Origin of the sequence: Ureibacillus yapensis (assembly GCF_003515775.1) — a bacterium.
In the GTDB taxonomy this organism is placed as follows: Bacteria; Bacillota; Bacilli; order Bacillales_A; family Planococcaceae; genus Ureibacillus; species Ureibacillus yapensis.
On sequence record NZ_QWEI01000004.1, the window covers coordinates 18,426 to 44,963 of the forward strand.

Sequence of the window (26,538 nt, forward strand, 5' to 3'; positions counted from 1 at the left end):
TGGGTATTTCATTTTCCTAATTCATGAAAATCTCCCTCAATAAAAGTGTTGAGGGAGATAAACGTTTTAGGGAATATGAAACTTATGAATGTTTTAAAAAATCAATTTCAATTTCATTTTTTCGCATTTCCCGCTTGAAGAGGTATTCGCCGTTGCGAATGGAGGCAAGGACCTCTGCACGCTCGCGGATGGCTTCATAGGCATCTTGGGCATCCAACACGATAAAGTTGGCTGGTTTACCGGCTTCAATGCCGTACTCGTCGTTCACTCTCATAATGTGGGCACCGTGGTATGTGATGAGATCGAAGGCCTTATTGATTTCATCAATGTGCGTATAATGCGCTAAGTGGATTCCGTTGTCCAAAATGTTCATCATATTTCCGTTACCTAATGGATACCAGTAGTCTGCAATGGAATCTTGTGCAAATGCTACATGGTTTCCGTTGTTCAATAGCTCTTTTACACGCGTTAGACCACGGCGTTTTGGGTAACTGTCGCCGCGTCCCTGTAAATGGGCATTTTCGGTTGGGCACGAAATAAAGTTGATTCTAGATTCTCTAAATAACCCCATCATTTTGTTGGCATAACTGTTTTCTACGGATCCAAAGCTGCAGGTATGGCTTGCAGTGGTATATTGGCCATAGTTTTTTTCCATAACAAGCGCATTTAATACTTCAAGGAAGCGACTATTGGGATCATCGTTTTCGTCGCAGTGAATATCAATCATCACGTTGTATTCGATCGCCATATCCACGATGCGTTTTAATGATTCAACGCCATGTTCGTAGGAAATTTCAAAGTGCGGAATCCCGCCTGCTACGTCAGCACCCATTTCAAGTGCTTGTTTCATCAAATCTTCCGCTCCTTTATATCTGAAGAAGCCTTCTTGAGGAAACGCGACAAGCTGTAATGTTACCATATCTTTCAATTCTTCCCGCAGTTTCAGTAATGCCTTCATCCCGGTTAAATTCGGATCCGTAATGTCTACATGAGAACGAATGAACTGAACCCCTTTACTCACTTCTTTTTGAATTCCTTTTATGGCGCGCTCACGCACCATTTCTTCCGTCAATGATTTCTTATTGTCACTCCAGCGCTGTATTCCTTCAAATAACGTACCTGATACGTTGGCATTTCCTTCGCCCAGCCCTGAAAAAATATAATCCAAATGTAAATGAGGGTCGACATAAGGAGGCAGCACCAAGCGGCCTTGTAAATCAATCACCTCTTCTGCATTTCCTAAATCATTTCCTATTGCTTTAAATTGACCGTTTTCTATCAGCATTTCATGAGAAGCTGGGTCTCCATATATTGTGGCATTTACAAATTTTTTCATCATACATGACTCCCTTGCAACATTTTAACTGAAATCAGTTCTATATCAATCATAAACCTATCTAATGAGAAGATGTACATTTTAAGCTCGGAATTAAAAGAGAATTCAGTCGCTTGGCCGATTGAGTGTACAGATTATCATTTTTATCTTTACGGGTAGAATGTTTATTTTTGTTCGTTCCTTGGGAATATATACAATGTAATGATAAAAAGGAGGCAGGAAAAATGGCTTTAGTTCCAAATGATCCATTTAGACAACTTTCCAATATGAGAAGGGATTTTGAAAACTTTTTCTCTAATTTACCTGCAGCATTTGAAAATGAATATCGAAACTTGGGCGGCGTTCGTGTAGATGTACACGAAACCGAAAATGAAGTCGTTGCCACTTGCGATATCCCTGGCCTTGAAAAAAAGGAAGACATCAACATAACTATTGAAAACAATATGTTGCGAGTAAGCGGAACGATCAATCGAACAAACGAGGCGAAAGAAGAAAACATGCATAGAAAAGAACGTTTTGTCGGCAGCTTCAATCGTTCTGTTTCGCTTCCGACTTCTGTATCCGAGGAAGGCGTTAAAGCTTCCTATAAAAATGGAGTACTGGAAGTAAGAATGCCAAAATTAACCGTTGGCAACAATACGAAAAAGATTGATGTTGATTTTCAATAATTGAATGAAGGGATATTCCGAAAGAAAACATTTTATAGATGAGCTCTAGAGGAATGAACAAGTGGTCTAATGAAAAATTTGAAGGAATGGGAGCTCTAGCACAATCGCAATCGGATTGGATAGGGCTCCCTAATTTGTTGTCTTGAACATCTGATTTTTTAGTTTTTAATTAAATGGAAATTTTTTATAAATAACTTATTGCACACAAAAACGTTGATTTACCAATGTTTTGTGTGTTTTTTTAATATTTAATCGATCGATTTTTAAGCTGTTGAGTTTTTACTTTTGAACATGTCAAAGGAGAATGACGCGTAAACTATTCAAGAAAAATGAGGAAGGAAATTGGCTTATTTTCCTAATTTCGTTTAACAATAACACCGCTTTATAATTTAGGGTGTAAGGATTAAATTTACAGCAGGATGCTTTTGGGATGACAAGAAGAACTTAAATAACTTTTTGGAGGAAAACCATGCAATCCCTTTTATCAAGTGAGGCAAATCGTCAGTCAGTTAAAAAAAGCGATATTTATTTTTCGTTAGTAATGAGGTCGCTATTCTTTTTAGGCTTTGGGTTGATATTTGTCGGTATTTTTACATTGAAGGGGAGCGACCATCCTTTTCAGGAAGCGGAAAAGTGGTGGCCGTTTCAAGTGATTTTTGCTAATCTATTCACTTTTATTATCCTTCGATTCTTTCTTAAAAAAGAAGGGCGACAATACGGGAGTCTCTTCCAATCGGGGGTTGATATAAGTAGAAAAAAGGTCCGCGAATATGGTGTTCTTTTCCTATTGGCGGTCATTGGGGGCGCTGTACCCCTGTATCTCTTTTCATATTTGTTTTTAGGCTCCATCATTCCGCCTGATACACACTTTCAAGCACTTCCAATTGGATTTGCAGCTATCGCTTTAATTCTGTTTCCGTTATCAAATGCTTTAGTTGAGACTCCTACTTATATTGGCTATGCGCTGCCGAGATTACAAGCATCAATTGGGAAAATATACGTACCTATCTTATTGGCAGGATTGGCCTTGGCTCTTCAGCATGTATTCCTTCCCATCGTACTTCAGGCAGATTATATGTTATGGCGACTTTTTTCGTTTATCCCTTTGGCCATTATTTTAGGGCTCTTCTTTACGAAGACAAAGAGACTGCTGCCGATCGTCATCATTCATTTTCTCATGGACCTGCAGCTCATTTTGCAGATGTTTTTGAATTCTTTAAGATAAATAGTGTAGAGTGATGCCTGCTTCAAATAAGAAGCAGGTTTTTTATATCCTTTACATTAAGAGAAGTAAACCCCGAGTTCGATGGTGAATATGGGATTACTTCACCATATCTATAGTGAGGGGAACTGGCAGCGTTTAAAAATGGGTATCACTGAAAGGTGTATCTTGTTTAAAAAATCAGCGGTGTTGGTCTATCAGAATAGGATTGCCATCTGGGTCTTCAATCGTGATGTAACCTGGTCCTTCACTTGCTTCATCAACACCATGGAGTATGTTGATTCCATTTTCTTTAAGAGTTTGTTGAAGCTCTCTTACATCCGTAAAGGAATCAAGATTTTGAGCGTTTTGATCCCATCCCGGATTGAAAGTAAGCATGTTTTTCTCGAACATTCCTTGGAACAACCCAATAACACATTGGCCATTCTTCATAATCAGCCAGTTTTGAGTAATGTCTCCGCCTAAATCTTCAAAGCCTAATTTGGAGTAGAATTCTTTGGATTTGTGAATGTCTTTTACCTTTAAGCTAATAGAAAATGCACCTAGTTTCATTTCTCTTGTCCCCTTTATACAATGGAATGCTTGCCTAACGTCAAGTATATGTGAGCTCGCTGAACTGCACAATAAAAAAGAGGAAAAAAACAACTCCCACATAAATTAAAAAAGGGAGCTGTTTTATATGATTGGAACTTACAAGAAATCTCTTCTCAATTCCTCGGCAGAACGTGGTGAAATATAGCCGGGCGCTACATCAAACACAGTCTTTGCACCAAATTGGTTTTCGTTGTTTAGACGATAAGCTGCTCTTGCGTAGGCAACTAATACGCTTGCTGTAAATTCAGGGTTGCTGTCTAGTTTAAGAGAGAATTCATAGATTTGTTTGTGCCCTGAACCTGTATTGCCGCCACGAATGACAAAACCGCCGTGTGGAGCTTTTGAGTGGTCGCGTTTTAGTTCTTCTTCTGAGATAAAGTTCACTTCTGTATTGTAATCTGCAAAATAGTTTGGCATTGTTTTGATTTCTTGTTCAATTGCTGCTTTGTCGGCCCCTTCTTCTGCTACAATATAGCACACGCGGTTGTGTTTTTCTGCAGTTTCAAGAGTAGGGTTTTCACCGCTGCGTACTTTTTCGATTGCAGATTCAGACGGGATTGTATATTGAACACCATTTTTTACCCCATTGACGCGTCTAACTGCATCTGAGTGACCTTGGCTAAGCCCTTTCCCCCAGAATGTGTAGTTCTCGCCGCTCGGTAAAATGGCATCTGCCATTAAACGATTGATTGAGAATAAGCCTGGATCCCAGCCGACTGAGATAATCGCTGTTTTGTTATTTTTTGTTGCGGCTTCATTGACGGATTCATAAAACTCAGGAATCTTTGCATGTGTGTCAAAACTATCAACCGTGTTGAACATACTAGCGAAGTAAGGTGTTTGTTCAGGTAAATCGGTTGCAGAGCCGCCGCAAAGCAACATAACATCAATTTCATTTTTATAGTCGCTTGCATTTGAAATATGTACTTTTTTTACAGTTGGATCATCGATTGTTAAATCTTCCGGATCTCTTCTTGTGAAAACGGCTACCAATTCCAGGTCATCCGTTTGTTTAATTGCTTCTACTGCTCCTTTACCCAAATTACCATATCCAACAATACCTAGTTTAATTTTAGACATATACCTATCTCCATTTTCATAGTTAAAATTTAGTTAGTTAAGAAATGGCTTAAATCTAAAGCCGATGCTAAAAATTCTGGCATAGCCATTTCTAATTAATAACACTTTTTTATATTATAAGTGTTTTAAATATTTTCTGTAAATAATAAACCATTGAAAATAAAAATAGAAGGCTGATTCCTTTGCCTTTATAAACAAGTGCTGATTCTGTTGTTATAACTTCTAAAAATTTATTTTCAATTGTGAGGTTATTTCTGTTCAAAAGAGCAACTTAAAAGTGAATCTTAACAAACCGTGTCAATTAATGGTCGCCCCTTCCTCGAATAATCCAACAGCCAACGGTTAAGATAATAGTGGCGAATAAATATTTGCTCAATGCCGAAATGGTGAAATTTTGGGTTGAGTAATGTTTATGCTGGCCGAACTTTATTTTTTTATACGAAAGTGGGAGGGATTTTCATGGTAAAAGACTCACATGCGCCGAAGAAGAAAATAAAAAATCAGCCAAAAATGCCGGATGAACAAAGACGATCGAAAGGTTCATCAACGGCACGCCATCAAAATTAAATAGCGGGATTCTTTTCGGGCAGGGTTTCGTACCCTGTCTGTTTTTAGTATCCAAAATCGATTTTTGGCCATAATTCGTTTATAGTTTACTTATAATTTATTTGTTCTTAAGGGACATATACATAAAGGTTGGGATCGCGATGATATTAAGATTCGGCTATGTGTCGACTGCACTTGCTTTGTGGGAGGCTTCTCCATCCAGAACGATGACCTATACAAATTGGCGGAAGCAGGATGAAGCTTCCCGAATGGAGAAACTGCTTTATCTTACAGAGCAAAATTTAAAGAACACCATGCGCATTCTTCATTATAATATTGCGCATGGAATCGAACTATACAGAATGTCTTCATCCCTTGTTCCGCTTGCCACACATCCAGATGTGAAGTGGGACTTTGTTGCGCCTTTTCAAGAACATTTTCAGCAGATGGGGACGTTGGTGCAGCGCAATCATTTACGTGTCAGCTTCCATCCGAGCCAATTTACGTTGTTTACAAGTCCTAAAGACGAGGTTACGGCGAATGCCATTATTGATATGGCCTATCATTATAAAATGCTGGAAGCGATGGGACTGCATCATGACGCTACCATTAATATTCATGTAGGCGGTACATATGGGAATAAGGTGGATGCCGTTTCACGGTTTCATCAAAATTTCACAAAACTGCCGGAACCGATTCGCATGCAAACGACACTTGAAAATGATGATAAAACATATACAGCGGAAGAGACGCTGCAAATTTGCGAGCGGCAGGGTGTGCCATTTGTCTTTGATTACCACCATCACTGGGCGAATCGCGGAAATGATAATTGGCAAGGGCTGTTGCCCCGCATCTTTGCGACTTGGGAGAATACCGGCAAGGTCCCGAAATTTCATTTATCTTCTCCGAAATCCGATCAATTGATCCGTGCTCATGCAGATTATGTGGACATGGAATTTGCACTCCCTTTTATAAAAGCGCTAAAAGAGTTTGGAAAGTCTGCAGATATTATGATTGAGGCTAAAGCAAAGGATCAGGCGGCACTGCAGCTTGTGGAAAGCTTAAGCAAATTGCGCGGGTTCAAACGAGTTAATGGCGCTGCGATTGAACTTTAGAATGAGGATTGCACGTCCTTCTTCACTATAAACCCTTCGAATCCATGGTAAAATAAACGAAAAGCAATACTTAAAAAAATTCAACCTGTCAACTCTAGAGAAAGGAGCCGCCTGCATGGACGTTAAGTTAAATAGCAAAACTATCAAAGAAATGTGCGGTACAGTCTCCTTCAAAAGAGGGGACTCTTTTTATCGTGCAGGGAAAGTGAAGGTGATTGAGGAAAGCCGGGACAGATGTGTTGCAATTGTGAAGGGGGTAGAAGACTTCCATGTCACAATTGAGAAGCATAAGAATGGCAGTATCCTGTCTACATGCAGCTGTCCCACGTTGCCGAATGTGAAACTTCGCTGCCAGCATACAGCTGCTGTATTAATTGCCCTCCTTGAATTGAAAAAACAAAAAATCACTATGGAACCAGCAGCCATTCAGCCGTATGAAGGCCTAATGGCGAATCAATTTATATCCCTGTTTACAGAGAAGGAGCCTGTCAGGAAAAGCGGCCGCGCTAGGCATTTTGAAAAGCGCAAAGTTTTGGAAGCACGCGTTATATTGAAGCCGATTGCCCTTGGAGATGATATTTTATTTGGAATTAAAGCCGAGGTTGCAGAAACTAAGGTACAGAACATTCGAGAGTTCCTGCTAAATCTAGGACTGGGCCTGCCGAGTCAACTAACGCCGACCGTTCAATTTGACCCGGATATTCATTGCTTTGCGAATGAAGTTGATTCTTTATTGCATCATTTAGGCAATATCGTCAAGGATGAAGTAGTTTATTTGGATGCTTTAACTGCACAGAAGGATGTTTTCAACGAATACTTAATCATACCGCCTTCTGCATGGAGAGGGCTTCATCCCCTTATTTCCGAAGCAGCGTTTGTTATGGTGGAACAGGATGATTATTCATATGAAAAATTAGACTTTGGGAACGGACCGACACCGCTCAAAGTTTTTATAGAAGAAGACGAGTCCAATAGTCACTATCAGTTAACGATGCAGGGCTTTGAACAATTTGTCGTGATGGAAGCCTACCACCTTGTGTTAAGCAAAGGGACAATCTACCAACTTGATGGGCAGGATTGCGACCGATTGATCCAGCTTCGGCAAATGCTGGAGTCATCAGGAAAGAATGCGATTCCGATACATACAGATCAATTAGCGTTTTTCCTGGAAAAAGTAGTACCGGGAGTAAAACGGATCGGAGATGTGAAGCTTTCCCGAAGGGTTACTCAGATACTAATAAAAACTTCTCTGGAAGCAAAAATTTACTTGGATCGTTTGAAAAATCGGTTGCTGGCGGGGCTGGAATTCCATTATGAAAATATTATTATTCAACCACTGGAAAATCGCGATTTGCCTATAGGCCAAATGATTACGAGAGATCTGGATAAGGAAGAGGAAATTCTCGCTCTTATGGAGGAAAGCGGCTTTACCATTACCGAAGGCGGCTATTTTATGCAAAATGAAGAGTTGGAGTATGAATTTCTTTATCATGCACTTCCAAAACTTCAAAAGCTTGCCCACATTTACGCAACAACGGCTGTCAGAAACAGAATTGCACGAACAAGCAGCTTCCCGAGAATCAAGGTTAAGGTTCCTGAAGATCGAATGGATTGGCTGGAATTTAAGTTTGAAATGGATGGAATCAATGACAAGCAGATAAAAGAGCTGCTGCAAGCACTTGAAATCAAGCAAAAATACTATCGTTTGCCCAATGGGTCCCTGCTTTCGCTGGAAACAAAGGAAATGGAAGAAATACGGCGATTCTTAAATGCCGTGCCATTCCAGGAGAATGATTTTGAATCTACGTTAAATATGCCGATTATGGATGGTCTGAAATTCCTTGATTTTATGGATGAGAGTGAAGTGTTTCGCCCAGAGGAATCATTCCGTCGGTTTGTTGATGATTTGCTGCACCCTAGGAATCTGGAATATGAAGTTCCTCCAAATTTAAATCACATCCTCAGGGATTATCAAAAGCAAGGTTTTAAATGGATGAAGGCTTTGGCAAACTACGGTTTTGGCGGAATTTTGGCGGATGATATGGGGCTGGGAAAAACATTGCAGAGTATTGCGTTTATCGTTTCCGAGCTAGAGCAGATTGGAGAACACAAACTTCCCGTATTGATCGTTTGCCCATCTTCATTAACTTACAATTGGCTTTATGAACTTGCTGAATTTGCTCCAGAGCTGCAAGTGATTGTAATCGATGGGAAAAAGGCTGATAGAGTGAAATGCCTCCACTCCGTAAACGAGATGGATGTGATCATTACGTCTTATCCGTTATTAAGGAAAGATTTAAATTGGTACGAAAAGCAATCTTTCCACACGGTGTTCTTTGATGAAGCACAATATTTCAAAAATCCATACACTCAGACTGCTCGCGCGGTCAAAAAAATCAAGGCCCAACATCGCTTCGGGCTGACGGGAACGCCCATTGAAAATTCGCTGGAAGAGCTATGGTCCCTTTATCACGTGGTGTTTCCCCAACTATTCCAAGGGCTGGAGGAGTATAGCCATCTTCCAAGAAAAGCCATTGCACGGCGGGTAAAACCGTTCTTGCTTCGTCGCATGAAAGAAGATGTACTGCCTGAATTGCCGCAAAAGCATGAGACATTGGAATTCTCGGAGTTGCTTCCTGAGCAAAAGAAACTTTATACCGCATTTTTGGCGAAGCTGCGGCATGAAACCTTAAAGCACTTGGATAAAGAAACGTTCCAAAAAAATAGGATTCGCATTTTGGCAGGATTGACAAGATTGCGCCAAATTTGCTGTCATCCCGCTCTTTTTGTGGAAGGGTACGAAGGAAGCTCGGCCAAATTCAGTCAGTTGTTGCAATTGCTCGAAGAGGCCCATTTATCAGGGCGTCGAGTGCTGATCTTTTCTCAATTTACCAAAATGCTGGAACTGATTGGCAAGGAACTGACAAGGCAAGGTAAATCCTATTTTTATTTAGATGGACAAACGCCACCTGAAGATCGTGTGTCGTTATGCAGCCGATTTAATGAAGGGGAAAGGGATCTATTTTTAATCTCCTTAAAAGCGGGAGGTACCGGACTGAATTTAACAGGAGCGGATACCGTAATTTTATATGATTTATGGTGGAATCCAGCAGTGGAAGACCAGGCAGCCGACCGGGCGTATCGCATGGGGCAGAAAAATGAGGTTGATGTAATCAAACTTGTTTCAAAAGGCACCATTGAAGAGAAAATGAACCAACTGCAAGAGAAAAAGAAAAATCTCATATCAGAGGTAATTGAATGGGAAGGAAAAGATGCATCAAGTTTAACGGAAGAAGATATAAGGGAGATTTTGATGATTTAAGCAGTCTTCCTTGCAAAGCAGCCGCTGAGGTGGCTGCTTTTTTCGTAAAATTTATTTCTGAAAAAGGGTTTAAGTCTCTAAAAGTAGGGAATAAGTGAGAAGTGGACCTTTTTTAAAGTGAAATACATAATTTACATGCTTGTAATGGCTTATAAATAACGAGAAATTAAACATTCCGTTATAATAGAGAGAGAAAACCAAGGGCACCAGATTAGTGATAATCTGTTATTTACTACCTCATAAGATGAGGCTTGAATAATAAATAGATTAGGGGAAATGAAAATGACAATTCTTCTAGTAGACGATAATCAGGTTAATTTGTTTGTAATTGAAAAAATTCTAAATAACGCAGGTTATAATGATTGCGTCTCCTTAACTTCGGCTCAAGAACTTTTTGACTATCTTCAACTTGATGGACCGAGCAATGTGTTTCACCATGTGGATTTAATTTTGCTTGATATTATGATGCCCCAGATTGATGGACTGGAGGCATGCCGGAGAATCAAGGCGAATGAACGCTTTAAGGACATTCCCATCATTTTTGTTACGGCATTGGACGACAAAAACAAACTGGCGCAAGCGCTCGATTTGGGTGGCACGGATTATATCACAAAGCCAATCGATAAAGTGGAGCTTTTAGCGCGTATTCGGGTTGCGCTGCGTCTGAAAGCGGAGTTGGACTGGCATACACAACATGAAAAGAAGATTCAGTACGAGCTGGATCTTGCTACCCATGTACAAAGAAGCTTATTAAGCTCCCCTTTAAAAGAAAACAATATACAAGTAGAAGTATCTTACCTGCCTTCCTTTAATTTAGCAGGGGATATGTATTATTGGCATAAAATCAATGATCATCGCTATGCCGTCATATTGCTGGATATGATGGGGCATGGAATTTCCGCTTCGTTGCTTTGCATGTTTATTTCATCGGTCTTGCGCGAAGCAATCAAACAGATTGTCGACCCGGTGGAAGTGGTCAAAGAACTGAATCGATACATGGCCCAATTGCATCATGAAAAAGAATCCATGCCTTATTATTTTACGGCGATTTATCTAGTAGTGGATACGGAAGAGAAAACCATCGAATATGTAAACTCCGGACATCCACACGGCTACGCGCTGATTGATGAGGAAAATCTTGTGCCATTGGATCAAGGAAGCACGGCGATTGGATTTTTTGAAGAAATCAAAGTGGAAAAGCAAATCCTTCATTATGAAAAAGATGTTCAAATCATCTTGTTTACAGACGGTTTGCTGGAGGCCATTGCCCCGGATGAATTCGAAGGGGAAGAAATAATGAAAAAGATGGCACAGCAAAAATGGAAAGGTTCCCAAATCATCATTGATGAACTGTTGCCAAAAGAACAGCAGATCAATCAATCGGATGATATGTGCCTGGTCCTTTTACAAACACACATTGAATAGAAAAAACGGATACCTTCAAAAGAGGTATCCGTTTTTTGCGGAGAAAACAACAGACTTCAGGGTATTTTCCGCATTTTGACGCGGAGCTGAGCGAGCCGCCTCCGCTTTTCATGACTATTCAACTTTTTGATAGATGCGTTCGGTGCTGTTAATCTCGATATATTTTGGCATGAGTTCAATGAAACGCAGTGTTTCTTTGTCGCCTAAACCCAGGTAGCCGCCAACCGTCAAGCTTTCATAAAATAATTGATGCACTTGGTTTTGCAGCGCTTGTGTAAAGTAAATCAAGACATTGCGGCAAATAATCACATGAAATTCATTGAAGGACTGGTCAGTGACTAAATTATGCTGGGCAAAGATGATGTTTTTCAAAAGGTCATTATGGAAATAAGCAAATTGCTGATCAGTTTTGTAGTACTGGGAAAAAGCTTCTTTCCCTCCAGCAAGCTGGTAGTTTTTCGTATAAGCTTGCATTTTGTGAAGAGAGAATACGCCGTTTTTGGCTTTTTTCAATACTTCTTCGTTCATATCTGTTGCATAGATGACGGCTTTGTCCATTAAACCTTCTTCTTCCAACAAAATGGCCATGGAAAACACTTCTTCACCGGTTGCACAGCCAGCATGCCAAATCCGAATCTCCGGATAGTCCTTGATTCTTGGAATGATATCAGTTCGGAATGCTTTAAAGAACGAAGGGTTCCGAAACATCTCCGTTACGTTAATCGAAAAATCATTCAAAATTTGTTCCAAGAAACTGCTGTCATGAATAATTAAATTGGTTAATTGCGTAATTGTTGAAATGTTGCTTACTCGCATACGATTATAAATTCTTCGGGTAATGGAAGATCGATTATAGAGCCTGAAGTCATATCCCGATAAACGAAAAACGGCGTTTAGCAATATATCGATCTCCAATTCCGCATGTTCAATGTTCGGTACGATTCTATGTTCTGAATGAGGCATCTTTAACTCATACTCCCCTGCGTAACTAGCCACACACGTAAAACCGAGAATAATTGTTCTAAATCAATAGGTTTGCTTATATAATCGGATGCCCCGGCCTGGATGCATTTCTCGCGGTCCGTTTTCATCGCTTTTGCTGTAATGGCGATAATTGGAAGGTCGGTCATTTTCAAGTCATGGCGGATTCGGGTCATTGCCTCGTATCCGTCCATCACGGGCATCATAATGTCCATCAATACCAAGTCGACGTCTTTATTGGATTGCAGAATATCCAGGCATTCTTGGCCTTGTTTTGCAACCAGTACATTGATGCCGTTATGTTCCAAAATAGTTTTGAGCGAGAAGATATTTCGATTATCATCATCGACAATTAAAATATTTTTCCCTTCAAAAATATCGCATTCTTCAAGCATAGGAATTTTTTCCAACGTTTCGTTAAGTTCGCTATCATTTAAATCTTTTGAAACCGGTTCTTCAGCAGGTGCCGGCAGCTCATCAATTTCTTGAGTGGCAGCAATCTCTTCGTGAAGAGCCCTTGTTAATTCTTGGTTCAATGATTGCAGGCATTCTTCTGACAGGCCATTTGGCAAGCTTGGAAGAACGAGGGTAAATGTACTTCCTTTTCCTTCTTCACTTTCCAAAGTAATCCATCCGCCTAGTAGTTTGGAGAATTCTTTACTGATGGATAAGCCAAGACCTGTACCTCCATATTTCCGAACGGTTGCACCATCGGCTTGCTGGAAGGATTCGAAGATTAGTTGGTGCTTTTCTTTCGGAATGCCGATTCCTGTATCGATTACGGAAACTTGAATCCAATCATTGCTTGATTCTTGCATATCGTTTGTTAATTGTTGTGCTGGCAATTTTGTTATATCCAGCGTAACCGAGCCTTGCTCCGTAAACTTGAATGCATTGGATAAAAGATTTTTCAAAATTTGATTAAAACGTTTCTCATCCGTATAGAAAAGATCATCGACATTATCGGATTTTTTAATATTAAATTCTAATCCCTTATTGTTGGCGATTGGCAAGAATGTTTGCTCCATCAGATGCGGAAGCTCATTCATATTCACCTCGCCAAATAGAATTTCCAACTTTCCGGCTTCAACTTTCGATAAATCCAATATGTCATTAATCAATGACAATAAATCCTGTCCGGAAGAATTAATCACTTTTGCAAACTCGACTTGTTCTTCATTTAAGTTGCTGCTGCCATTTTCGCTAAGCATTTCCGATAAAATTAGAATGCTGTTTAAAGGAGTCCGCAATTCATGGGACATATTGGCAAGAAATTCAGATTTATAATTAGAATTGATCAGCAGCTGCTCAGCAGTTGCTTCAAGCTCTTTCTTGGCCTTTTCCAGTTCTGCTGATTTGGCTTCTGCATCTTTTGTTCGTTCTTCAAGCTGTTCATTGATGATGGTTAATTCTTCTGTTTGCATTTGCAATTCTTCAGATTGGGATTGCAGCTCTTCGGACTGTGTTTGCAGTTCTTCCGATTGAGCTTGAAGTTCTTCCGTCATGGCTCTTGATTCGTTTAATAGACGAACAATTTCCATTCGATCTAAAATACTGTTGATTGTAAGGCCTAGAGATTCCACAATGTTTTCAACCAATTCAATTTCTAAAGGCGAGAAATCGTCCAGGGAAGCCAATTCAATTACAGCAATAACGCCATTTTCAAACTTAACCGGGACAATCAAAATGCTTTTAGGCTGTGTTACCCCTAGTCCCGTTTGAATAAAGCGGTAATTCTCAGGTACGTTGGTTGTGTGGAAAACTTCTCCATCAAGGGCTGCCTGCCCGATTATCCCCTCACCAAGCTTGAATGATTCGCGTCCAATTTCTTGGCCCGAACCTGAAAAGGAAGCTTTTTTTACGTATTCAGTTGATTCTGTATTTCTGGCGGCCACATAAAAAGCACCATAAGCAGAGCCTGTACTTTTAGTAATTTCGGACAAGAACAATTCAGATAATTTATTAATGGAAGAAACCCCTTGAGCTTTTGTTAAAAGAGAAGCAAGGTTCGTCTGCAGCCATTCCCGGTTTTCCATGTTATCTAATAGATCGTTTGTTGCTACTACTAAATCTTTAATTTCATCATTAGTAGTTACCTTTATTCTTTCGCCATAGTCGCCTTCAGAAGCCCCAATTTTTCTGATTGAGTTTGTTACATTTCGCGTTGTATTAATAATGGAAGAAGAAACGGCTGTAGCCATCGTAATGGCAATCAGCGCAATAACGATAAGAAAAACGGATAACAAAGCGCTAACGGTATTGTTTCGGTTATCCAATTCTTCTGTTTTATTGGAAATCGCTTCATTTTCCAATATCCTGAATTCTTCAAATTGCTGTTCCATCAACGCGATATCCGTACGCCCTGGATCGCGCAGGAAATGTTCTTCCAGCGCTTCTTCATCTCCATTTCTTTTCATTTCGATGACAGGGTCGCCCGAATTCAAAATCCAATTATCAATGGTTTTTTTGATAATAGAGAGTTTCTCTTGTTGCTGGGGATTGTGCCTTAATAGTGGGTATAGTGTATGATAATCACTTTCCCAGCTTTGGGATGCTTGATAATATCGTTCTAAATAACGATCATCCCCGGTTATGATATATCCTCGTTTTCCTGCTTGCATTTCCAATAAATATTTTTCTATATTGTTAGATAGCGTAAGGATTTGAGAGTCATAATTTATAATCTGGTTTCGTTCATCTTGTAAATCACGAATTTCATTATTTAAGTAAAGACCTGATAGAATTAGTGCAATGATGATGAATATATATCCAAAGGTAATTTTCGTACGTATGCCAATTTTTAATTTATCCATATTTTCCCAACCTTATCGCATCCTTTGCCAAATGTATTTTCCCGCTATTACTATATCGTAAACCTATTAACTTTAAAAATTAAATGCTTATTTTACTATTTTTCTAGGTTTATATACCTTAAACTGGAAAATCGCAGAAAAACCCCTTACATATGGATTAAAGTGATGGTTGATTGGTAGTTATATTTCCTCTTATTTCACAAAATTTACTACGCTTAAGCATTTTTTGTTTAGTTAATACCTATAAGAGGCATTGGAGGAAGCGATATAATATACTCCTATATAATAGTAGATAATTCAGAGTTGCACTGAGGAGGAAGAAAAGATGAAAATAAGACCCCCACGATTACACGAAGGTGATACAGTCGGTTTGGTGGCACTGTCCGGACCGGTTGGAAGGGAATCACTCCCCGAGAAAATAGCTTTTCTTGAAAGCCTCGGGTTATCAATTAAGATTGGCGGCACGGTAGGGTTAACCGGAAAGTACCTGGCAGGCACGGATGAAGAGCGACTGAACGACTTACATACCATGATTCAAGATCCGGAGGTAAAAGCAATATTCAATGTACGGGGTGGCTACGGGGCAGCGCGTATAGTGGATCGGATCGATTATCAGTCTCTAACGGAAAACCCCAAGATTTTTTGGGGCTTCTCGGATGCTACCGCTCTCCATACAGCCTTTCAGGAATATGCGGAGATTGTGACTTTTCATGGCCCAATGCTCTCCCCGATTGGTGCGAAGGATTTCTCGGACCTTTCGAAAAAAATGTTTCAGCAGCTGTTTACGCCTTTTGAAATTCAAGTTGACGAATCGCTGTCCTCATTGAGAACCATTGTTTCGGGAAGTGCACAAGGGGAATTAACAGGCGGAAACTTGCGTCGATTAGTGGAGTCGCTGGGAACGAAATTCGAATTCGATACACGCAATAAAATCATTCTGCTTGAAGATACAGGCGAAACGGTTGAAAACATCGATAACATGCTAAATCAGCTGCGGCTATCAAGAAAGTTGGAAACAGCGCAAGGCTTTGCCATCGGAAGCTTTACGGATATTTCAGATGGTACATTAGAGGATGTCTATTCTTTGTTTGAAGAGTATTTGAAACCAATCGGCAAACCTGCCGTTGCCGGTTTTATGATTGGGCATTGCGAACCAAATATAGCTATTCCGCTGGGTGTAGAAGCAATATTGGATGCGGACGAAAAACTGTTGCGAATGTTGCCTGGAGTGGAATAAAGGGAAAAAAGGTTGCTGCGTTTCTTTCGGAACGCAGCAACCTTTTGTTGTGGCAATTCGATGATACTTGCATCTTCTTTGCAGTTTACTCTACTGTCACTTCAAGGTTATTCTCGGTTAATAAAGCTGTTTTAAAGTCGCCGCCATTAACTTGGGTGAACATTTTGCCGGCAGTTGCCAGCAATTGGCGGCACTCCGACTCGTCAAGGGATAGGCGTAAATAAAAGATTTGAAGCGCTTCTTTGGTTTCTTCGGTAATGGCAGTTCGAACAGAGTCTACAAAGGGGCTGCCAAAAGCCCCTTTTTTATCGCCAGAAAACAAAATTTTATTCAATGAGTTATAGCGGCCATTGATTCCTTCATAACCTGTTTCCTCATCGCCTAAAGAGATTTGAATATCTCCTTCAATTTTCTCGGCATCATAAATGCCAATCGGAATTTCGTATTGCAGGGAGAAAAAATTATTAAGGTCTACGCCTGAATTGAAGGGAATTAAATAATTTTGTTTGGCAATACGGCGCATCAAGCTTTCCGCGGAGTGCCGGTAGCGGTTTGGATCGGCGCCAAAGGACTTCCAAACTTTTCGCCATTCCGCAATTCCTGGGCGTTCGGTAACAGGATTTTCACTTAACTCCAGATAAAGGTTTTCCTGATAAAGTTGTGTGCGGCCTTTTATCATTTGAGGAGATTCTGACACGACAATTTTGGTATAATGGATAATGCCGATTTTTAATTGGCTGTTTTGTTGAAGAAGTGCTGAATGAAGTGAAATGTTCAAAATCTAGCCTCCTATAATATAGTTATGGGTGTCATGCTGTTATAATAAATAATTTTATCAAATTAAGGAGTTGAGTGCGAAAATGATGATTGAACAATTGCAGTCTGAACTAATCGAATATGCGAAGTCAATTGGAGTAGATAAAATCGGTTTTACGCATGCCTCTCCTTTTCATGAAATGAAAAACCGGTTAAAACGCCAGCAGGAACTCCGTTTTCAATCAGGTTTTGAAGAATCGGATATTGAAAAAAGAACAGAGCCTTCGCTGCTTTTACATGGCGCAGAAAGCATCATTGCCATTGCCTTGGCCTATCCATCCAAAATGGAGGATGCCCCTGTTGGAAAGAAAGGGGCAAGGCGCGGCATTTTCGCCAGGGCCTCATGGGGAGTTGACTATCATGTGGCAGTGCGTGAACGGCTGACTTTAATAGAAGAGTGGCTAAAGGAGCGAGTTCCCGATGTTCAACTAAAATCGATGGTGGATACCGGAGAACTGGTAGACCGTGCCGTCGCCGAACGGGCGGGAATCGGGTGGAGCGGGAAAAACTGCTCCATCATCACACCTGAATTTGGTTCGTATGTTTATTTAGGTGAGATGATCACGAATATTCCATTCAAGCCGGATACCCCGATTGAGGATGAATGCGGTGACTGCAGACTGTGTTTGGATGTTTGTCCAACGGGAGCGCTTGTTGAGGGAGGAAGGTTGAATGCACAACGCTGCGTCGCCTTCTTAACGCAAACAAAGGACTTTTTGCCGGATGAATTCCGCAAAGAGCTGGGCAATCGAATCTATGGATGCGACACGTGCCAAACGGTTTGCCCTAAAAATAAAGGGAAAGCCAATTGGATTCATGAAGAATTCAAGCCGGATCCCGAATTGGCAAAGCCGTTGCTTGTGCCGCTGCTGAAAGTGTCAAATAAAGAATTCAAGGCAAAATTTGGCTATATGTCGGGCTCATGGAGGGGCAAAAAGCCGATTCAGCGAAACGCGATTATTGCCTTGGCCCATTTTAAGGAACAAGCCGCCATTCCGGATCTAATCGAAGTGATGAACAAGGATGAACGTCCAGTGATGCGCGGCACGGCAGCATGGGCCATTGGTAAAATTGGCGGCCCGAATGCTGAAGAAGCCTTGCGGAAAGCTCTTGAATTGGAACAAGATGCAAAAGTGCTTCTCGAAATTGAAAAAGGTCTTACATTGTTAACTGTTTCAAGTGAAATTAAAGAATAAAGGGAAGTGTACGTTTTGCCATTGAATATTGTTTTATATCAACCTGAAATCCCAGCCAATACGGGAAACATCGCTCGTACATGCGCAGGAACAAATACATCGTTACACTTGATTCGCCCGCTCGGCTTTTCAACAGATGACAAAATGTTGAAACGTGCGGGTCTGGATTATTGGCATTCAGTGAATATCGTCTATCACGACAGCTTGGAGGATTTCCTCGAGTACGCCAAAAATGGGGAGCTGTTCTTGATTGAAACGTACAGCGACGAGCCTTATTCGACTCATGACTTTAGTGATCGAGAGAAAGATATCTATTTTATGTTCGGGAAAGAAACGACTGGCTTACCCAAGGATTTCGCTTATGAACGCCGCGATAAATGCTTGCGCATTCCGCAAAGCGATAATATACGTTCATTGAATTTATCGAACACGGCAGCAATCATTATTTACGAAGCATTGCGCCAACAGAATTTCCCTGGATTGAAGTAATGGTGGGTAGGGGGATGTTGATGTAGGTTAGTTATTGGACAAGCAACATGCTTTTTGAGAAAGAGTTGTCTAATGGAGCACAGTTATGGGACAGGCAACATGCCTTTTGATGAAAAGCTGTCCAATTAAACTCGCTGATGCCACAACTTTATCTCTTTTAGTAAAACTTGTCCCCAAACCACAAACACAATCACCCGCGAGTACCATTTAATCCATCAAAAAAAGCAACTCCCAAAGCCGTTTACCAACGGAAGCAGGAGTTGCTTTTAATTTAATTATTCCCCGTCAAAAGTGAAAATGATGCGAATGCCGGATGGGTCTACAGTTGAGAAGGCTTGTGTGCCGCCGTATTTTGGTGCACCCTCAAATTGTTCCACTTTTGCGCCAAACTTGTTTAAGTTGGCTTTAATTTGTTCTGCTTGAGATTCATTGTCCAATACGACTGTAAAGGATTTTAAGCCGACGCCATTTTCTGGTACCGGTGTCCCGCCCAGGCTTTCCCAAGTATTCAATCCGATGTGGTGATGGTATTTGCCAGTTGAGATAAATAATGCCTGGCTGCCATAACGTGTTACGACTTCATAGCCCAATGCTTCCGTGTAAAACTTTTCTGTTTCCGCAAGGTTGGCTACAGATAAATGGATATGGCCCATTACTGTTCCTTTTGGCAATCCATTCCATGTACCGTCAGCGTCAGCCAGCACGGATTGAACGTTCACTTGTTCTGTTGTCATATATACATAACCTTTGTCGTCCCAGATCCAACCCTCTTCAGGACGGTCAGTGTATACTTCAATCCCGTTTCCATCTGGGTCGTTTAAGTAAAATGCTTCGCTCACATGGTGATCTCCGGCACCAACACGAACATTTTGCTGAATAATATTTTGAATGAAATTACCTAAATCCTTGCGTTTTGGAAGTAAAATTGCGAAATGATACAATCCTGTTTGGCCACGGCGTAAACCTTGCGCATTAGGTACTTCTTCCAACGAAAGCAAACTTGTCGCTCCATCGAAAGTAAGGGCAGCCGTATTTTCCGTTTGCTCCAACACGGAGAATCCGATGACAGATTTATAAAATTCAATGGATTGTTGTAGATTCGATACTTTTATCTGAACATGAGAAACATACATATTTGGTTTTTTATGAAAGTGTGTAGGCATAGTATTGCCTCCTTTAGTTATTTTAAATAATCAACTTACTTTATGTAACTAAGTATATTTTTAAAAGCAAATATTGTCAAGCGGTTTATTATTGGGATACCCTTTCTTTACATATTCATACATAAAAAAGACCGGAATTGCATCCGGCCTTTTGTCTTGATTATTTTTCCGATGTATAATCGCCTTCATAACCAGCAGTAAACATCGCGATCAAGAACGCTGCTGTAACACCAAGAATTAATACTAAACCCATGGAAGTATCCTCCTTCGCGTAGTGAATCTCTTAAATAAGTATAGCTTAATTAGAAAAACTTTACTATATCAATTTCTAAATATAGGCAGATTCATTTCTATATATTAGGGAATAATGATAAAAAAAGGAGGTTGATATTATGGGGAAAGATAAAAATATCATGAGTGGAACAATGGCCAATAATATGGAAGACTTAACCTTTTTGGGAAAGCAAATGGAACGGATGCGTGACGGTTCACAGCTTGAAGAAGATGATCGTTTCCCGGATCCTATTCAATTTGATGAACAAGATCATGATAAAGAGGAAAAGCGCAAATAATTGAAAGAGCTGACGCCGGCAAGGGTCAGCATACATAATATGCAATTGAGCAATTTTGGAAATTAAGGTTGTTATGTTTAGTATCTTTTATTTATTTCGTCGTATAATGAAAGAATAAAAGATAGGAGTGAGACAATTGACAGTAAAGATTCCATCAAAAACCTTGGCAAATGGAGTGAAAATGCCTTATTTAGGCCTTGGTGTCTATAAAATGACGGAACGAGAAGAAGCAATTCAAGCAATGGTAAAGGCGATTGAAACAGGTTATCGCGCCATTGACACGGCTGCGCTTTATCACAATGAAGAAGAAGTGGGAGAAGCGATTCGCAGCTCGAATGTGTCTCGGGAAGAGATATTTGTCACAACAAAAGTGTGGAACTCCGATCAAGGATATGACGAGACGCTGCGTGCTTTTGAGACTTCTTTAAAAAAGCTTGGACTGGAATACCTGGATTTATATTTAACACACTGGCCGGTAGAAGAGAAATTTGTGGACACGTATCGTGCCATTGAGCGTTTATATGAAGAAAAGTTAATCCGTGTACCGGGTGTATCGAATCACCACGCACATCATCTTGAAAAATTGTTTGCCAAGGCAAATGTAAAACCAATGGTAAACCAAGTTGAATTGCATCCCTATCTTTCACAAGAAGAATTGCGTGCATTCTGTGCGGAAAACGAAATTGCCGTAACAGCCTGGTCGCCATTAGGCCGCGGTGTTGTCCTCGAGAATGAATCCATCAAAGCAATTGCGAAAGAGGCTGGAAAGACAGCTGCTCAGGTTGTACTGCGCTGGCACTATCAGCATGATATACTTACGATTCCAAAATCCGTGACGCCTAGCCGCATTGAAGAAAACAGCCAAATTTTCGATTTTGAGCTTTCGGCAGAACAGATGACACGCCTCGATCAGGTAAATAAAAATCAACGATTTGGCCAAAATCCTGACAACTTCAGCTTTGACTTTTAATCAATAAATACCAGGTACAGATCTGTACCTGGTATTTTTCACTTATTGCTTGTCAGAAACAAGGATTCTTTTGTTTAAAAAAGGATGCTCGAATTCCAAGCTGATTGCATGGAGTTCATAGTCGCCTGAAGATGTTTTTCTGGCGTCATACATTGTGTCGCCCACGATGGGATGGCCGATATGAGCCATATGAACACGGATTTGATGGGTACGTCCGGTTTCGAGCACGAGATGGACAAGGCATGTTCCCTTAAAACGTTTAACTACTTCAAAATGGGTAACGGCATGCTGCCCGTATTTAGAGACAACACGGCGAGTCGCATGATGGCGATCTCTTCCAATCGCCGCATTGATTGTTCCGCTGTCCTGGTGGATATTGCCCTGAACCTCGGCTTCATATGTCCGAATGATGGATTTTTCTTCAATCATGCGGTCGAATATTGACTTGGCGATCGGGTGCTTTGCTACTAATAACAATCCTTTTGTTCCGCGGTCTAACCGATGAACATGCTCTGCGTATTGGCCGCCGTTTGCAAGAATATGGGCCATCACATGATTCATGCAAGTGCCATCGTCCCGTTCATCATTCGGATGGGTCGCCATTCCTTTGGGCTTGGAAACGATCAGGCAGTGTTCATCTTCATATCGAATCGAAAGTTCACAGCTTGAGGCAGGTTTATAGTTAGAAGCTGGAATTTCATGGTGAAAGGTTAACCTAGTGCCTACACGTAAAGGGTCTTTCCACATCGCCGGTGTCCCATCTTGTAAAGTAATGGCTTTGGCCATTCGCAGCTCATGCACCGTCTTTTTCCCAAGACGCCATTTCACACGCAATAACTCTTCTATCGTCAATCCTTCTTGAATGATTTCGTAGTGGAACATATTTTACCTCCGTTTATAACTTGTTTTTTCGCTCCTGCTGTAAATATAAAAATAATCGTGTCCATGCAAGAACACGATTATTTCTTTAACCACTTATTATTTAACTTGCCCCAAGAAATCATAAATGACATCTGTATCTTGAGAATAATCGCCAACAATTCGATTTACTTCTTTTCCATCGTTAAAATAGATTAAAGTTGGTGTCGCTTCTATGTTGTAGTCAGTCCATCCTTGCTCATACTCCAGAATGTTTAACTGATCTACCTGTACACCGACTTCATCTGCAATCGGCATAAGGGCAGGAGTCATTTTTTGGCAGTGGGGACATTCAGGACTGAACATATAGGCTACAACTGGTTCGCCTGTAGCAATTTTTTCCTCCAGCGCTTCTGGCAAGATAATGTTTTGATAGTTTTCATCATCCAGCAAATCAATTGTAGATTGTCTTAAATCGTCTGTACCATAAGGGTTATTCGCCAGTTTATCTTCATTTGACATATTGGTAAGAATGATAATGCCCACGAAAAGTACAACCACAATTGCACCGATAATTCCTAATTTTTTCATTATTTTTCCTCCTTTAAAACTTTCAACATATAGAAACTAGTTATAGCAATCAATAGAAAAGCAGTTCCAGCCAAAAATGGAATGGTGATAAATCCTAGCCAGTTAATATATTGGCCTGTGCATGGAACTCGTCCACAGGCAGGGGCAGATTCAGAAAGGAAGTCCAGTTTTTGAATTCCGTAGTGATAAAGTGAAATGCTTCCGCCAATAATTGAAAAGACCGCAGTTGTTACGGCGATGCGCGCGTTTTTTTGTATGTATGCTACCGTAGTGATTATAAGAATTGGGTACATCAGGATCCTTTGATACCAGCATAGTTCACAGGGCTCGTAGCCGCGAACTTCTGAAAAATATAGGGAACCAAGTGTTGCTATCAATGATACGAGCCATAGAAATAGCAAACTATTCTCTAGTTTTTTATTCATTTTGCATCTCCTAAAAAATCGATTTTAACTGCCATTATGATTATAGATTGTCCATAGGTAGAAGTAAATTATTCTGAATTGGAAATATTTTATTCTGATATTATCTTCATTATACAAGCAAAGTCATAATAGGTCAGTGCGATATTTAACTCCCCTTTCAATTAGAACTTTTCATTCAAAAGTATGAGACAGAGAACAATGCGGAAAAGCGGTGTTCAATGATATGATAAATGTAAGAAATAGCATGTAAATTAAGTTTGAGGTGACGCAAGGTTGGCAGTAAACGATCATTCCAACATTACCATTTTAAAAGAAATCGCTGAGTTATTAAATGAAGAAACAGACTTGATTCCGATGCTGAAAGGTGCATTGTGCAAGTTTTTATCCGGCACAAACTTTGAAACCGGATGGATTTTCTTTATAGATGAAAGAGGGAAAATCGAGTTGGTGGCTCATGAAAATTTGCCTGATGCATTGACGTTCAACAACTGCCAACATTTGGAAAAAGGTGGCTGCTGGTGTGTATCACGTTATCGCAACAATCAATTGAAAAAGGCATCCAATATTATTGAGTGCCAGCGCATTGAGGCTGCCATCCAGTCGAAAACCGGCGATCATGCAAATATAACGCATCACGCAACAGTGCCGCTTCAATCAGGAGATGAACGATTTGGCCTGTTGAATGTTGCTTCACCGAATACAGTGAAATTTTCGGAAGAAGAACTGGAATTGCTGGAATCCGTTGCGTTTCAGATGGGGTCAGCCATCAAACGCATCAATCTAACAAAGCAAGAGCAAAAACTTGCGCTGGTTCAAGAAAGGAATCGACTTGCCCGCGATTTGCATGACTCGGTGAACCAATTGTTGTTTTCCGTGACGTTGACATCCCGTGCAGGAATCGAAATGACCGACAATCAAAATGTAAAGGAAACGTTCAAGGAAATTCAACAGCTCACACAATCTGCTTTAACCGAAATGCGTGCACTAATCTGGCAACTTCGTCCACAAGGATTGGAAAGCGGATTACTGGAAGCAATCAAAGCTTATGCAGAAATGTTGAATACTCAATTGACCGTCAATGTTTCGGGCGTCATTCAGTTTCCATCTCGGGTGGAAGAAACATTATTCCGGATTTCGCAGGAAGCTCTGAATAATATAAGAAAACACGCAGGTGTTCAGGAAGCGATTATTTATATGACGGTTACGCAGACCGATATTTTACTTGTTATAAAAGATGAGGGAAGAGGGTTTGTCATCGATCCTGAAAAAAGCCTTCCTTCCATGGGATTGCAATCGATTCAAGATCGTGCATCGGCTTTGGGAGGTACGGCAGATTGGGTGAGCGAAATCGGAAAAGGGACGGAGCTTTTGATTCGTTTGCCATATTAGGGGGGAAGAATAAATGATTCGAGTCTTGATAGCGGATGACCACCATGTGGTTCGCCGTGGGTTGCTTTTCTTTTTGAAAACCCAAAAAGATATCGAGGTAGTCGGAGAAGCAAAAAATGGGGTGGAAGCTGTTGAGCTGTCGGCTGCTTTAAAGCCTGATATTGTCTTGATGGACTTGGTTATGCCTGAAATGGATGGAATCCAGGCAACTAAGCAGATTAAAACGAAATGGCCGGACATTCATATTTTAATGTTAACCAGCTTTTCGGACAAAGACCATGTGCTGCCGGCCATTCAAGCCGGAGCTGCAGGTTATCAATTAAAAGATATTGAGCCGGATGAACTGGTTAACTCGATTCGGCAAATTATTAAAGGAGAGCATATCCTCCATCCTGCTGCTACCACTCAATTGGAAGAAACACTCCGGGAAGAAGAGAATTTGCCGCATGTCAAAAATCCGCTGACTCCTAGAGAAAGGGATGTATTGGCGGAACTGACAAAAGGAAAAAGCAACCGTGAAATTGCTTCCTCTTTATTTGTGACTGAGAAAACGGTAAAAACGCATATTTCCAACATCTTCGCGAAATTGGAAGTACAGGACCGCACCCAGGCTGCTTTATATGCAGTGAAGCATGGTCTAACTGAAGGCAGCGGGGAGGAAAATAAGTAAAGGACGCTTGAAAATACAAGCGTCTTTTTATGTTGCATGTCCGCATTTTGAGAGGGGATGGGGGTGTCCAGCTTCGAACGCCAGTCCGTTCTGAGCGTTCTCCGCTTTTCTATTAAAAATGATAATCTTCCTCGGTGGCTGTTGAACTTTCGTGCGGTTCGATATGGACGAGGACCATGCAATACTGGTTAAAACGTTTCACGGTCGATTCAATTTTCTCGGTAATTTCATGACTTTGCCGTACATCCAAATGGGGGTTCACCGTTACTGTGACGTCGACAAAACTGACATTTCCATGAGTGCGCCCTTTAAAGTCGACCAGTTCGATGACGCCATCCACATTTTTTATAAGAACCGATAACGTTTCCGCTTCTTCAATATCAAAACTATCCGTTAACGTTTGAACAGCTTCCCAAAAGATTTCAATCCCTGTTTTTATAATAATCACCCCTACTACCAAGGCGGTAATCGTATCAATAATGGGAAAGCCAAGAATCGCTCCAAATATACCGATTGCTGTTCCGATGCTGACGAGGGCGTCAGAACGATTGTCATAGGCGGCGGCTTTGACAGCCGAGCTTTGTATTTTTTTGGAAAGCGCTAAATTATAGCGGTAGACGCCATACATGACAACAGCACTGCCCACTGCAACAAGGGCAGTTAAAAGCGATGGCGCCTCCCTGACCGGATTCCAGATGTTTTGAATGGAACTGATCAGAACTTGCAGCCCGACAATCATCATGATGAACGAAGCGATTAAAGATGCAACCGTTTCTGCCCGAAGGTGGCCGTAAAGGTGATTGGAATCCGGTGGTCTTTGAGAAATTCTTAACCCAATCAACACCGCAATGGAGGCGATGATATCTGTTGTATTGTTTAGTCCATCTGCTTTTAATGCTTCTGAGTTACCAATGTATCCAATCGTTAATTTAATTGAACTGAGAATCAGGTATGTACCAATGGAGAGCCAAGCGCCTTTTTCCCCTGCTCGTAAATTTGTATATAGTTCCACAATGTTTCCTCCTGGCAAAACTTTCGGGCATGACAAAACAGGAGGTGT

General features: G+C 40.8%; 23 protein-coding genes. 12 read left to right on the forward strand and 11 right to left on the reverse strand.

Features of this window, described 5'->3' with window-relative positions:
* Positions 1–82: 82 nt before the first annotated feature.
* Positions 83–1,339 (reverse strand): amidohydrolase family protein, encoded by a 1,257-nt coding sequence (locus D1B33_RS09205; RefSeq protein ID WP_118876099.1) that lies wholly within the window; start codon positions 1,337–1,339, stop codon positions 83–85.
* A 221-nt stretch (positions 1,340–1,560) separates the two neighbouring features.
* On the opposite strand from D1B33_RS09205, the gene D1B33_RS09210 reads away from it, so the two are divergent.
* The gene (locus tag D1B33_RS09210; protein ID WP_118876100.1) at positions 1,561–2,004 is read left to right on the forward strand and encodes an Hsp20/alpha crystallin family protein; all 444 of its coding nucleotides are present in this window, start codon (positions 1,561–1,563) and stop codon (positions 2,002–2,004) included.
* A 469-nt stretch (positions 2,005–2,473) separates the two neighbouring features.
* Positions 2,474–3,229, forward strand: a complete 756-nt coding sequence (locus D1B33_RS09215; RefSeq protein ID WP_118876101.1) for a CPBP family glutamic-type intramembrane protease — start codon at positions 2,474–2,476, stop codon at positions 3,227–3,229.
* Positions 3,230–3,406: 177 nt separating this feature from the next.
* On the opposite strand, the gene D1B33_RS09220 is transcribed toward D1B33_RS09215, so the two are convergent.
* A complete protein-coding gene (locus tag D1B33_RS09220; RefSeq protein WP_118876102.1) occupies positions 3,407–3,778 on the reverse strand; it encodes a VOC family protein in 372 nt (123 codons plus the stop codon).
* 138 nt (positions 3,779–3,916) lie between these two features.
* A complete protein-coding gene (locus D1B33_RS09225) occupies positions 3,917–4,900 on the reverse strand; it encodes a diaminopimelate dehydrogenase (RefSeq protein ID WP_118876103.1) in 984 nt (327 codons plus the stop codon).
* A gap of 707 nt (positions 4,901–5,607) precedes the next feature.
* Between D1B33_RS09225 and uvsE the strand changes: the two genes are divergently transcribed.
* The 3 genes from uvsE to D1B33_RS09240 all read left to right on the forward strand — a co-directional run bounded on the left by uvsE (position 5,608) and on the right by D1B33_RS09240 (position 11,308).
* On the forward strand, positions 5,608–6,561 hold the full coding sequence (gene uvsE, locus D1B33_RS09230; RefSeq protein ID WP_118876104.1) for a UV DNA damage repair endonuclease UvsE: 954 nt from the start codon (positions 5,608–5,610) through the stop codon (positions 6,559–6,561).
* 115 nt (positions 6,562–6,676) lie between these two features.
* Entirely contained in the window at positions 6,677–9,883 is a 3,207-nt protein-coding gene (locus D1B33_RS09235; protein ID WP_118876105.1) for a DEAD/DEAH box helicase, read from the forward strand.
* A gap of 282 nt (positions 9,884–10,165) precedes the next feature.
* The gene (locus D1B33_RS09240) at positions 10,166–11,308 is read left to right on the forward strand and encodes a SpoIIE family protein phosphatase (RefSeq protein ID WP_118876106.1); all 1,143 of its coding nucleotides are present in this window, start codon (positions 10,166–10,168) and stop codon (positions 11,306–11,308) included.
* 114 nt (positions 11,309–11,422) lie between these two features.
* Here the strand turns inward: D1B33_RS09240 and D1B33_RS09245 are convergent, their stop codons facing one another.
* Entirely contained in the window at positions 11,423–12,271 is an 849-nt protein-coding gene (locus D1B33_RS09245) for a CheR family methyltransferase (protein ID WP_118876107.1), read from the reverse strand.
* Positions 12,272–12,273: 2 nt separating this feature from the next.
* Positions 12,274–15,102 (reverse strand): ATP-binding protein, encoded by a 2,829-nt coding sequence (locus tag D1B33_RS09250; RefSeq protein ID WP_118876108.1) that lies wholly within the window; start codon positions 15,100–15,102, stop codon positions 12,274–12,276.
* Between the two features lie 325 nt (positions 15,103–15,427).
* On the opposite strand from D1B33_RS09250, the gene D1B33_RS09255 reads away from it, so the two are divergent.
* The gene (locus D1B33_RS09255; RefSeq protein WP_118876109.1) at positions 15,428–16,339 is read left to right on the forward strand and encodes a S66 peptidase family protein; all 912 of its coding nucleotides are present in this window, start codon (positions 15,428–15,430) and stop codon (positions 16,337–16,339) included.
* Positions 16,340–16,424: 85 nt separating this feature from the next.
* Here the strand turns inward: D1B33_RS09255 and D1B33_RS09260 are convergent, their stop codons facing one another.
* Entirely contained in the window at positions 16,425–17,117 is a 693-nt protein-coding gene (locus D1B33_RS09260) for a B3/B4 domain-containing protein (RefSeq protein WP_118876110.1), read from the reverse strand.
* Between the two features lie 82 nt (positions 17,118–17,199).
* Here D1B33_RS09260 and queG point away from each other — a divergent pair, with 82 nt between their 5' ends.
* The gene (queG, locus tag D1B33_RS09265; protein WP_118876111.1) at positions 17,200–18,351 is read left to right on the forward strand and encodes a tRNA epoxyqueuosine(34) reductase QueG; all 1,152 of its coding nucleotides are present in this window, start codon (positions 17,200–17,202) and stop codon (positions 18,349–18,351) included.
* 15 nt (positions 18,352–18,366) lie between these two features.
* Entirely contained in the window at positions 18,367–18,840 is a 474-nt protein-coding gene (trmL, locus tag D1B33_RS09270; RefSeq protein WP_118876112.1) for a tRNA (uridine(34)/cytosine(34)/5-carboxymethylaminomethyluridine(34)-2'-O)-methyltransferase TrmL, read from the forward strand.
* 275 nt (positions 18,841–19,115) lie between these two features.
* Here trmL and D1B33_RS09275 read toward each other — a convergent pair whose 3' ends face one another.
* Positions 19,116–20,003, reverse strand: a complete 888-nt coding sequence (locus D1B33_RS09275; protein WP_118876113.1) for a VOC family protein — start codon at positions 20,001–20,003, stop codon at positions 19,116–19,118.
* A gap of 392 nt (positions 20,004–20,395) precedes the next feature.
* On the opposite strand from D1B33_RS09275, the gene D1B33_RS09280 reads away from it, so the two are divergent.
* Positions 20,396–20,575, forward strand: a complete 180-nt coding sequence (locus tag D1B33_RS09280; RefSeq protein WP_118876114.1) for a hypothetical protein — start codon at positions 20,396–20,398, stop codon at positions 20,573–20,575.
* Between the two features lie 181 nt (positions 20,576–20,756).
* The gene (locus D1B33_RS09285; protein WP_118876368.1) at positions 20,757–21,545 is read left to right on the forward strand and encodes an aldo/keto reductase; all 789 of its coding nucleotides are present in this window, start codon (positions 20,757–20,759) and stop codon (positions 21,543–21,545) included.
* A 42-nt stretch (positions 21,546–21,587) separates the two neighbouring features.
* Here D1B33_RS09285 and D1B33_RS09290 read toward each other — a convergent pair whose 3' ends face one another.
* From D1B33_RS09290 to D1B33_RS09300, 3 genes are all read right to left on the reverse strand, one after another.
* The gene (locus D1B33_RS09290; protein ID WP_118876115.1) at positions 21,588–22,427 is read right to left on the reverse strand and encodes an RluA family pseudouridine synthase; all 840 of its coding nucleotides are present in this window, start codon (positions 22,425–22,427) and stop codon (positions 21,588–21,590) included.
* A 96-nt stretch (positions 22,428–22,523) separates the two neighbouring features.
* Positions 22,524–22,994, reverse strand: coding sequence for a thioredoxin family protein (locus D1B33_RS09295; RefSeq protein ID WP_118876116.1), 471 nt, complete (start codon positions 22,992–22,994; stop codon positions 22,524–22,526).
* Positions 22,994–23,419, reverse strand: a complete 426-nt coding sequence (locus tag D1B33_RS09300) for a disulfide oxidoreductase (RefSeq protein WP_118876117.1) — start codon at positions 23,417–23,419, stop codon at positions 22,994–22,996. Before D1B33_RS09300 ends, D1B33_RS09295 begins: the two co-directional genes overlap by 1 nt.
* Before the next feature lie 273 nt (positions 23,420–23,692).
* Here D1B33_RS09300 and D1B33_RS09305 point away from each other — a divergent pair, with 273 nt between their 5' ends.
* The gene (locus D1B33_RS09305) at positions 23,693–24,808 is read left to right on the forward strand and encodes a GAF domain-containing sensor histidine kinase (protein ID WP_118876118.1); all 1,116 of its coding nucleotides are present in this window, start codon (positions 23,693–23,695) and stop codon (positions 24,806–24,808) included.
* 13 nt (positions 24,809–24,821) lie between these two features.
* On the forward strand, positions 24,822–25,478 hold the full coding sequence (locus D1B33_RS09310) for a response regulator (protein ID WP_118876119.1): 657 nt from the start codon (positions 24,822–24,824) through the stop codon (positions 25,476–25,478).
* Between the two features lie 112 nt (positions 25,479–25,590).
* Here the strand turns inward: D1B33_RS09310 and D1B33_RS09315 are convergent, their stop codons facing one another.
* Positions 25,591–26,490 (reverse strand): cation diffusion facilitator family transporter, encoded by a 900-nt coding sequence (locus D1B33_RS09315; protein WP_118876369.1) that lies wholly within the window; start codon positions 26,488–26,490, stop codon positions 25,591–25,593.
* Positions 26,491–26,538: the final 48 nt, after the last annotated feature.

What these genes read in the sequence shown, in the direction of transcription:
- D1B33_RS09245 (WP_118876107.1), bottom strand. Translation starts at nt 12,271, where the DNA reads ATGCCTCATTCAGAACATAGAATCGTACCGAACATTGAACATGCGGAA.
- D1B33_RS09280 (WP_118876114.1), top strand. Translation starts at nt 20,396, where the DNA reads ATGGGGAAAGATAAAAATATCATGAGTGGAACAATGGCCAATAATATG.
- D1B33_RS09255 (WP_118876109.1), top strand. Translation starts at nt 15,428, where the DNA reads ATGAAAATAAGACCCCCACGATTACACGAAGGTGATACAGTCGGTTTG.
- D1B33_RS09205 (WP_118876099.1), bottom strand. Translation starts at nt 1,339, where the DNA reads ATGATGAAAAAATTTGTAAATGCCACAATATATGGAGACCCAGCTTCT.
- queG (WP_118876111.1), top strand. Translation starts at nt 17,200, where the DNA reads ATGATGATTGAACAATTGCAGTCTGAACTAATCGAATATGCGAAGTCA.
- D1B33_RS09225 (WP_118876103.1), bottom strand. Translation starts at nt 4,900, where the DNA reads ATGTCTAAAATTAAACTAGGTATTGTTGGATATGGTAATTTGGGTAAA.
- D1B33_RS09210 (WP_118876100.1), top strand. Translation starts at nt 1,561, where the DNA reads ATGGCTTTAGTTCCAAATGATCCATTTAGACAACTTTCCAATATGAGA.
- D1B33_RS09275 (WP_118876113.1), bottom strand. Translation starts at nt 20,003, where the DNA reads ATGCCTACACACTTTCATAAAAAACCAAATATGTATGTTTCTCATGTT.
- D1B33_RS09240 (WP_118876106.1), top strand. Translation starts at nt 10,166, where the DNA reads ATGACAATTCTTCTAGTAGACGATAATCAGGTTAATTTGTTTGTAATT.
- D1B33_RS09290 (WP_118876115.1), bottom strand. Translation starts at nt 22,427, where the DNA reads ATGTTCCACTACGAAATCATTCAAGAAGGATTGACGATAGAAGAGTTA.
- D1B33_RS09300 (WP_118876117.1), bottom strand. Translation starts at nt 23,419, where the DNA reads ATGAATAAAAAACTAGAGAATAGTTTGCTATTTCTATGGCTCGTATCA.
- D1B33_RS09285 (WP_118876368.1), top strand. Translation starts at nt 20,757, where the DNA reads ATGCCTTATTTAGGCCTTGGTGTCTATAAAATGACGGAACGAGAAGAA.
- D1B33_RS09310 (WP_118876119.1), top strand. Translation starts at nt 24,822, where the DNA reads ATGATTCGAGTCTTGATAGCGGATGACCACCATGTGGTTCGCCGTGGG.
- D1B33_RS09220 (WP_118876102.1), bottom strand. Translation starts at nt 3,778, where the DNA reads ATGAAACTAGGTGCATTTTCTATTAGCTTAAAGGTAAAAGACATTCAC.
- uvsE (WP_118876104.1), top strand. Translation starts at nt 5,608, where the DNA reads ATGATATTAAGATTCGGCTATGTGTCGACTGCACTTGCTTTGTGGGAG.
- D1B33_RS09235 (WP_118876105.1), top strand. Translation starts at nt 6,677, where the DNA reads ATGGACGTTAAGTTAAATAGCAAAACTATCAAAGAAATGTGCGGTACA.
- D1B33_RS09250 (WP_118876108.1), bottom strand. Translation starts at nt 15,102, where the DNA reads ATGGATAAATTAAAAATTGGCATACGTACGAAAATTACCTTTGGATAT.
- D1B33_RS09295 (WP_118876116.1), bottom strand. Translation starts at nt 22,994, where the DNA reads ATGAAAAAATTAGGAATTATCGGTGCAATTGTGGTTGTACTTTTCGTG.
- D1B33_RS09215 (WP_118876101.1), top strand. Translation starts at nt 2,474, where the DNA reads ATGCAATCCCTTTTATCAAGTGAGGCAAATCGTCAGTCAGTTAAAAAA.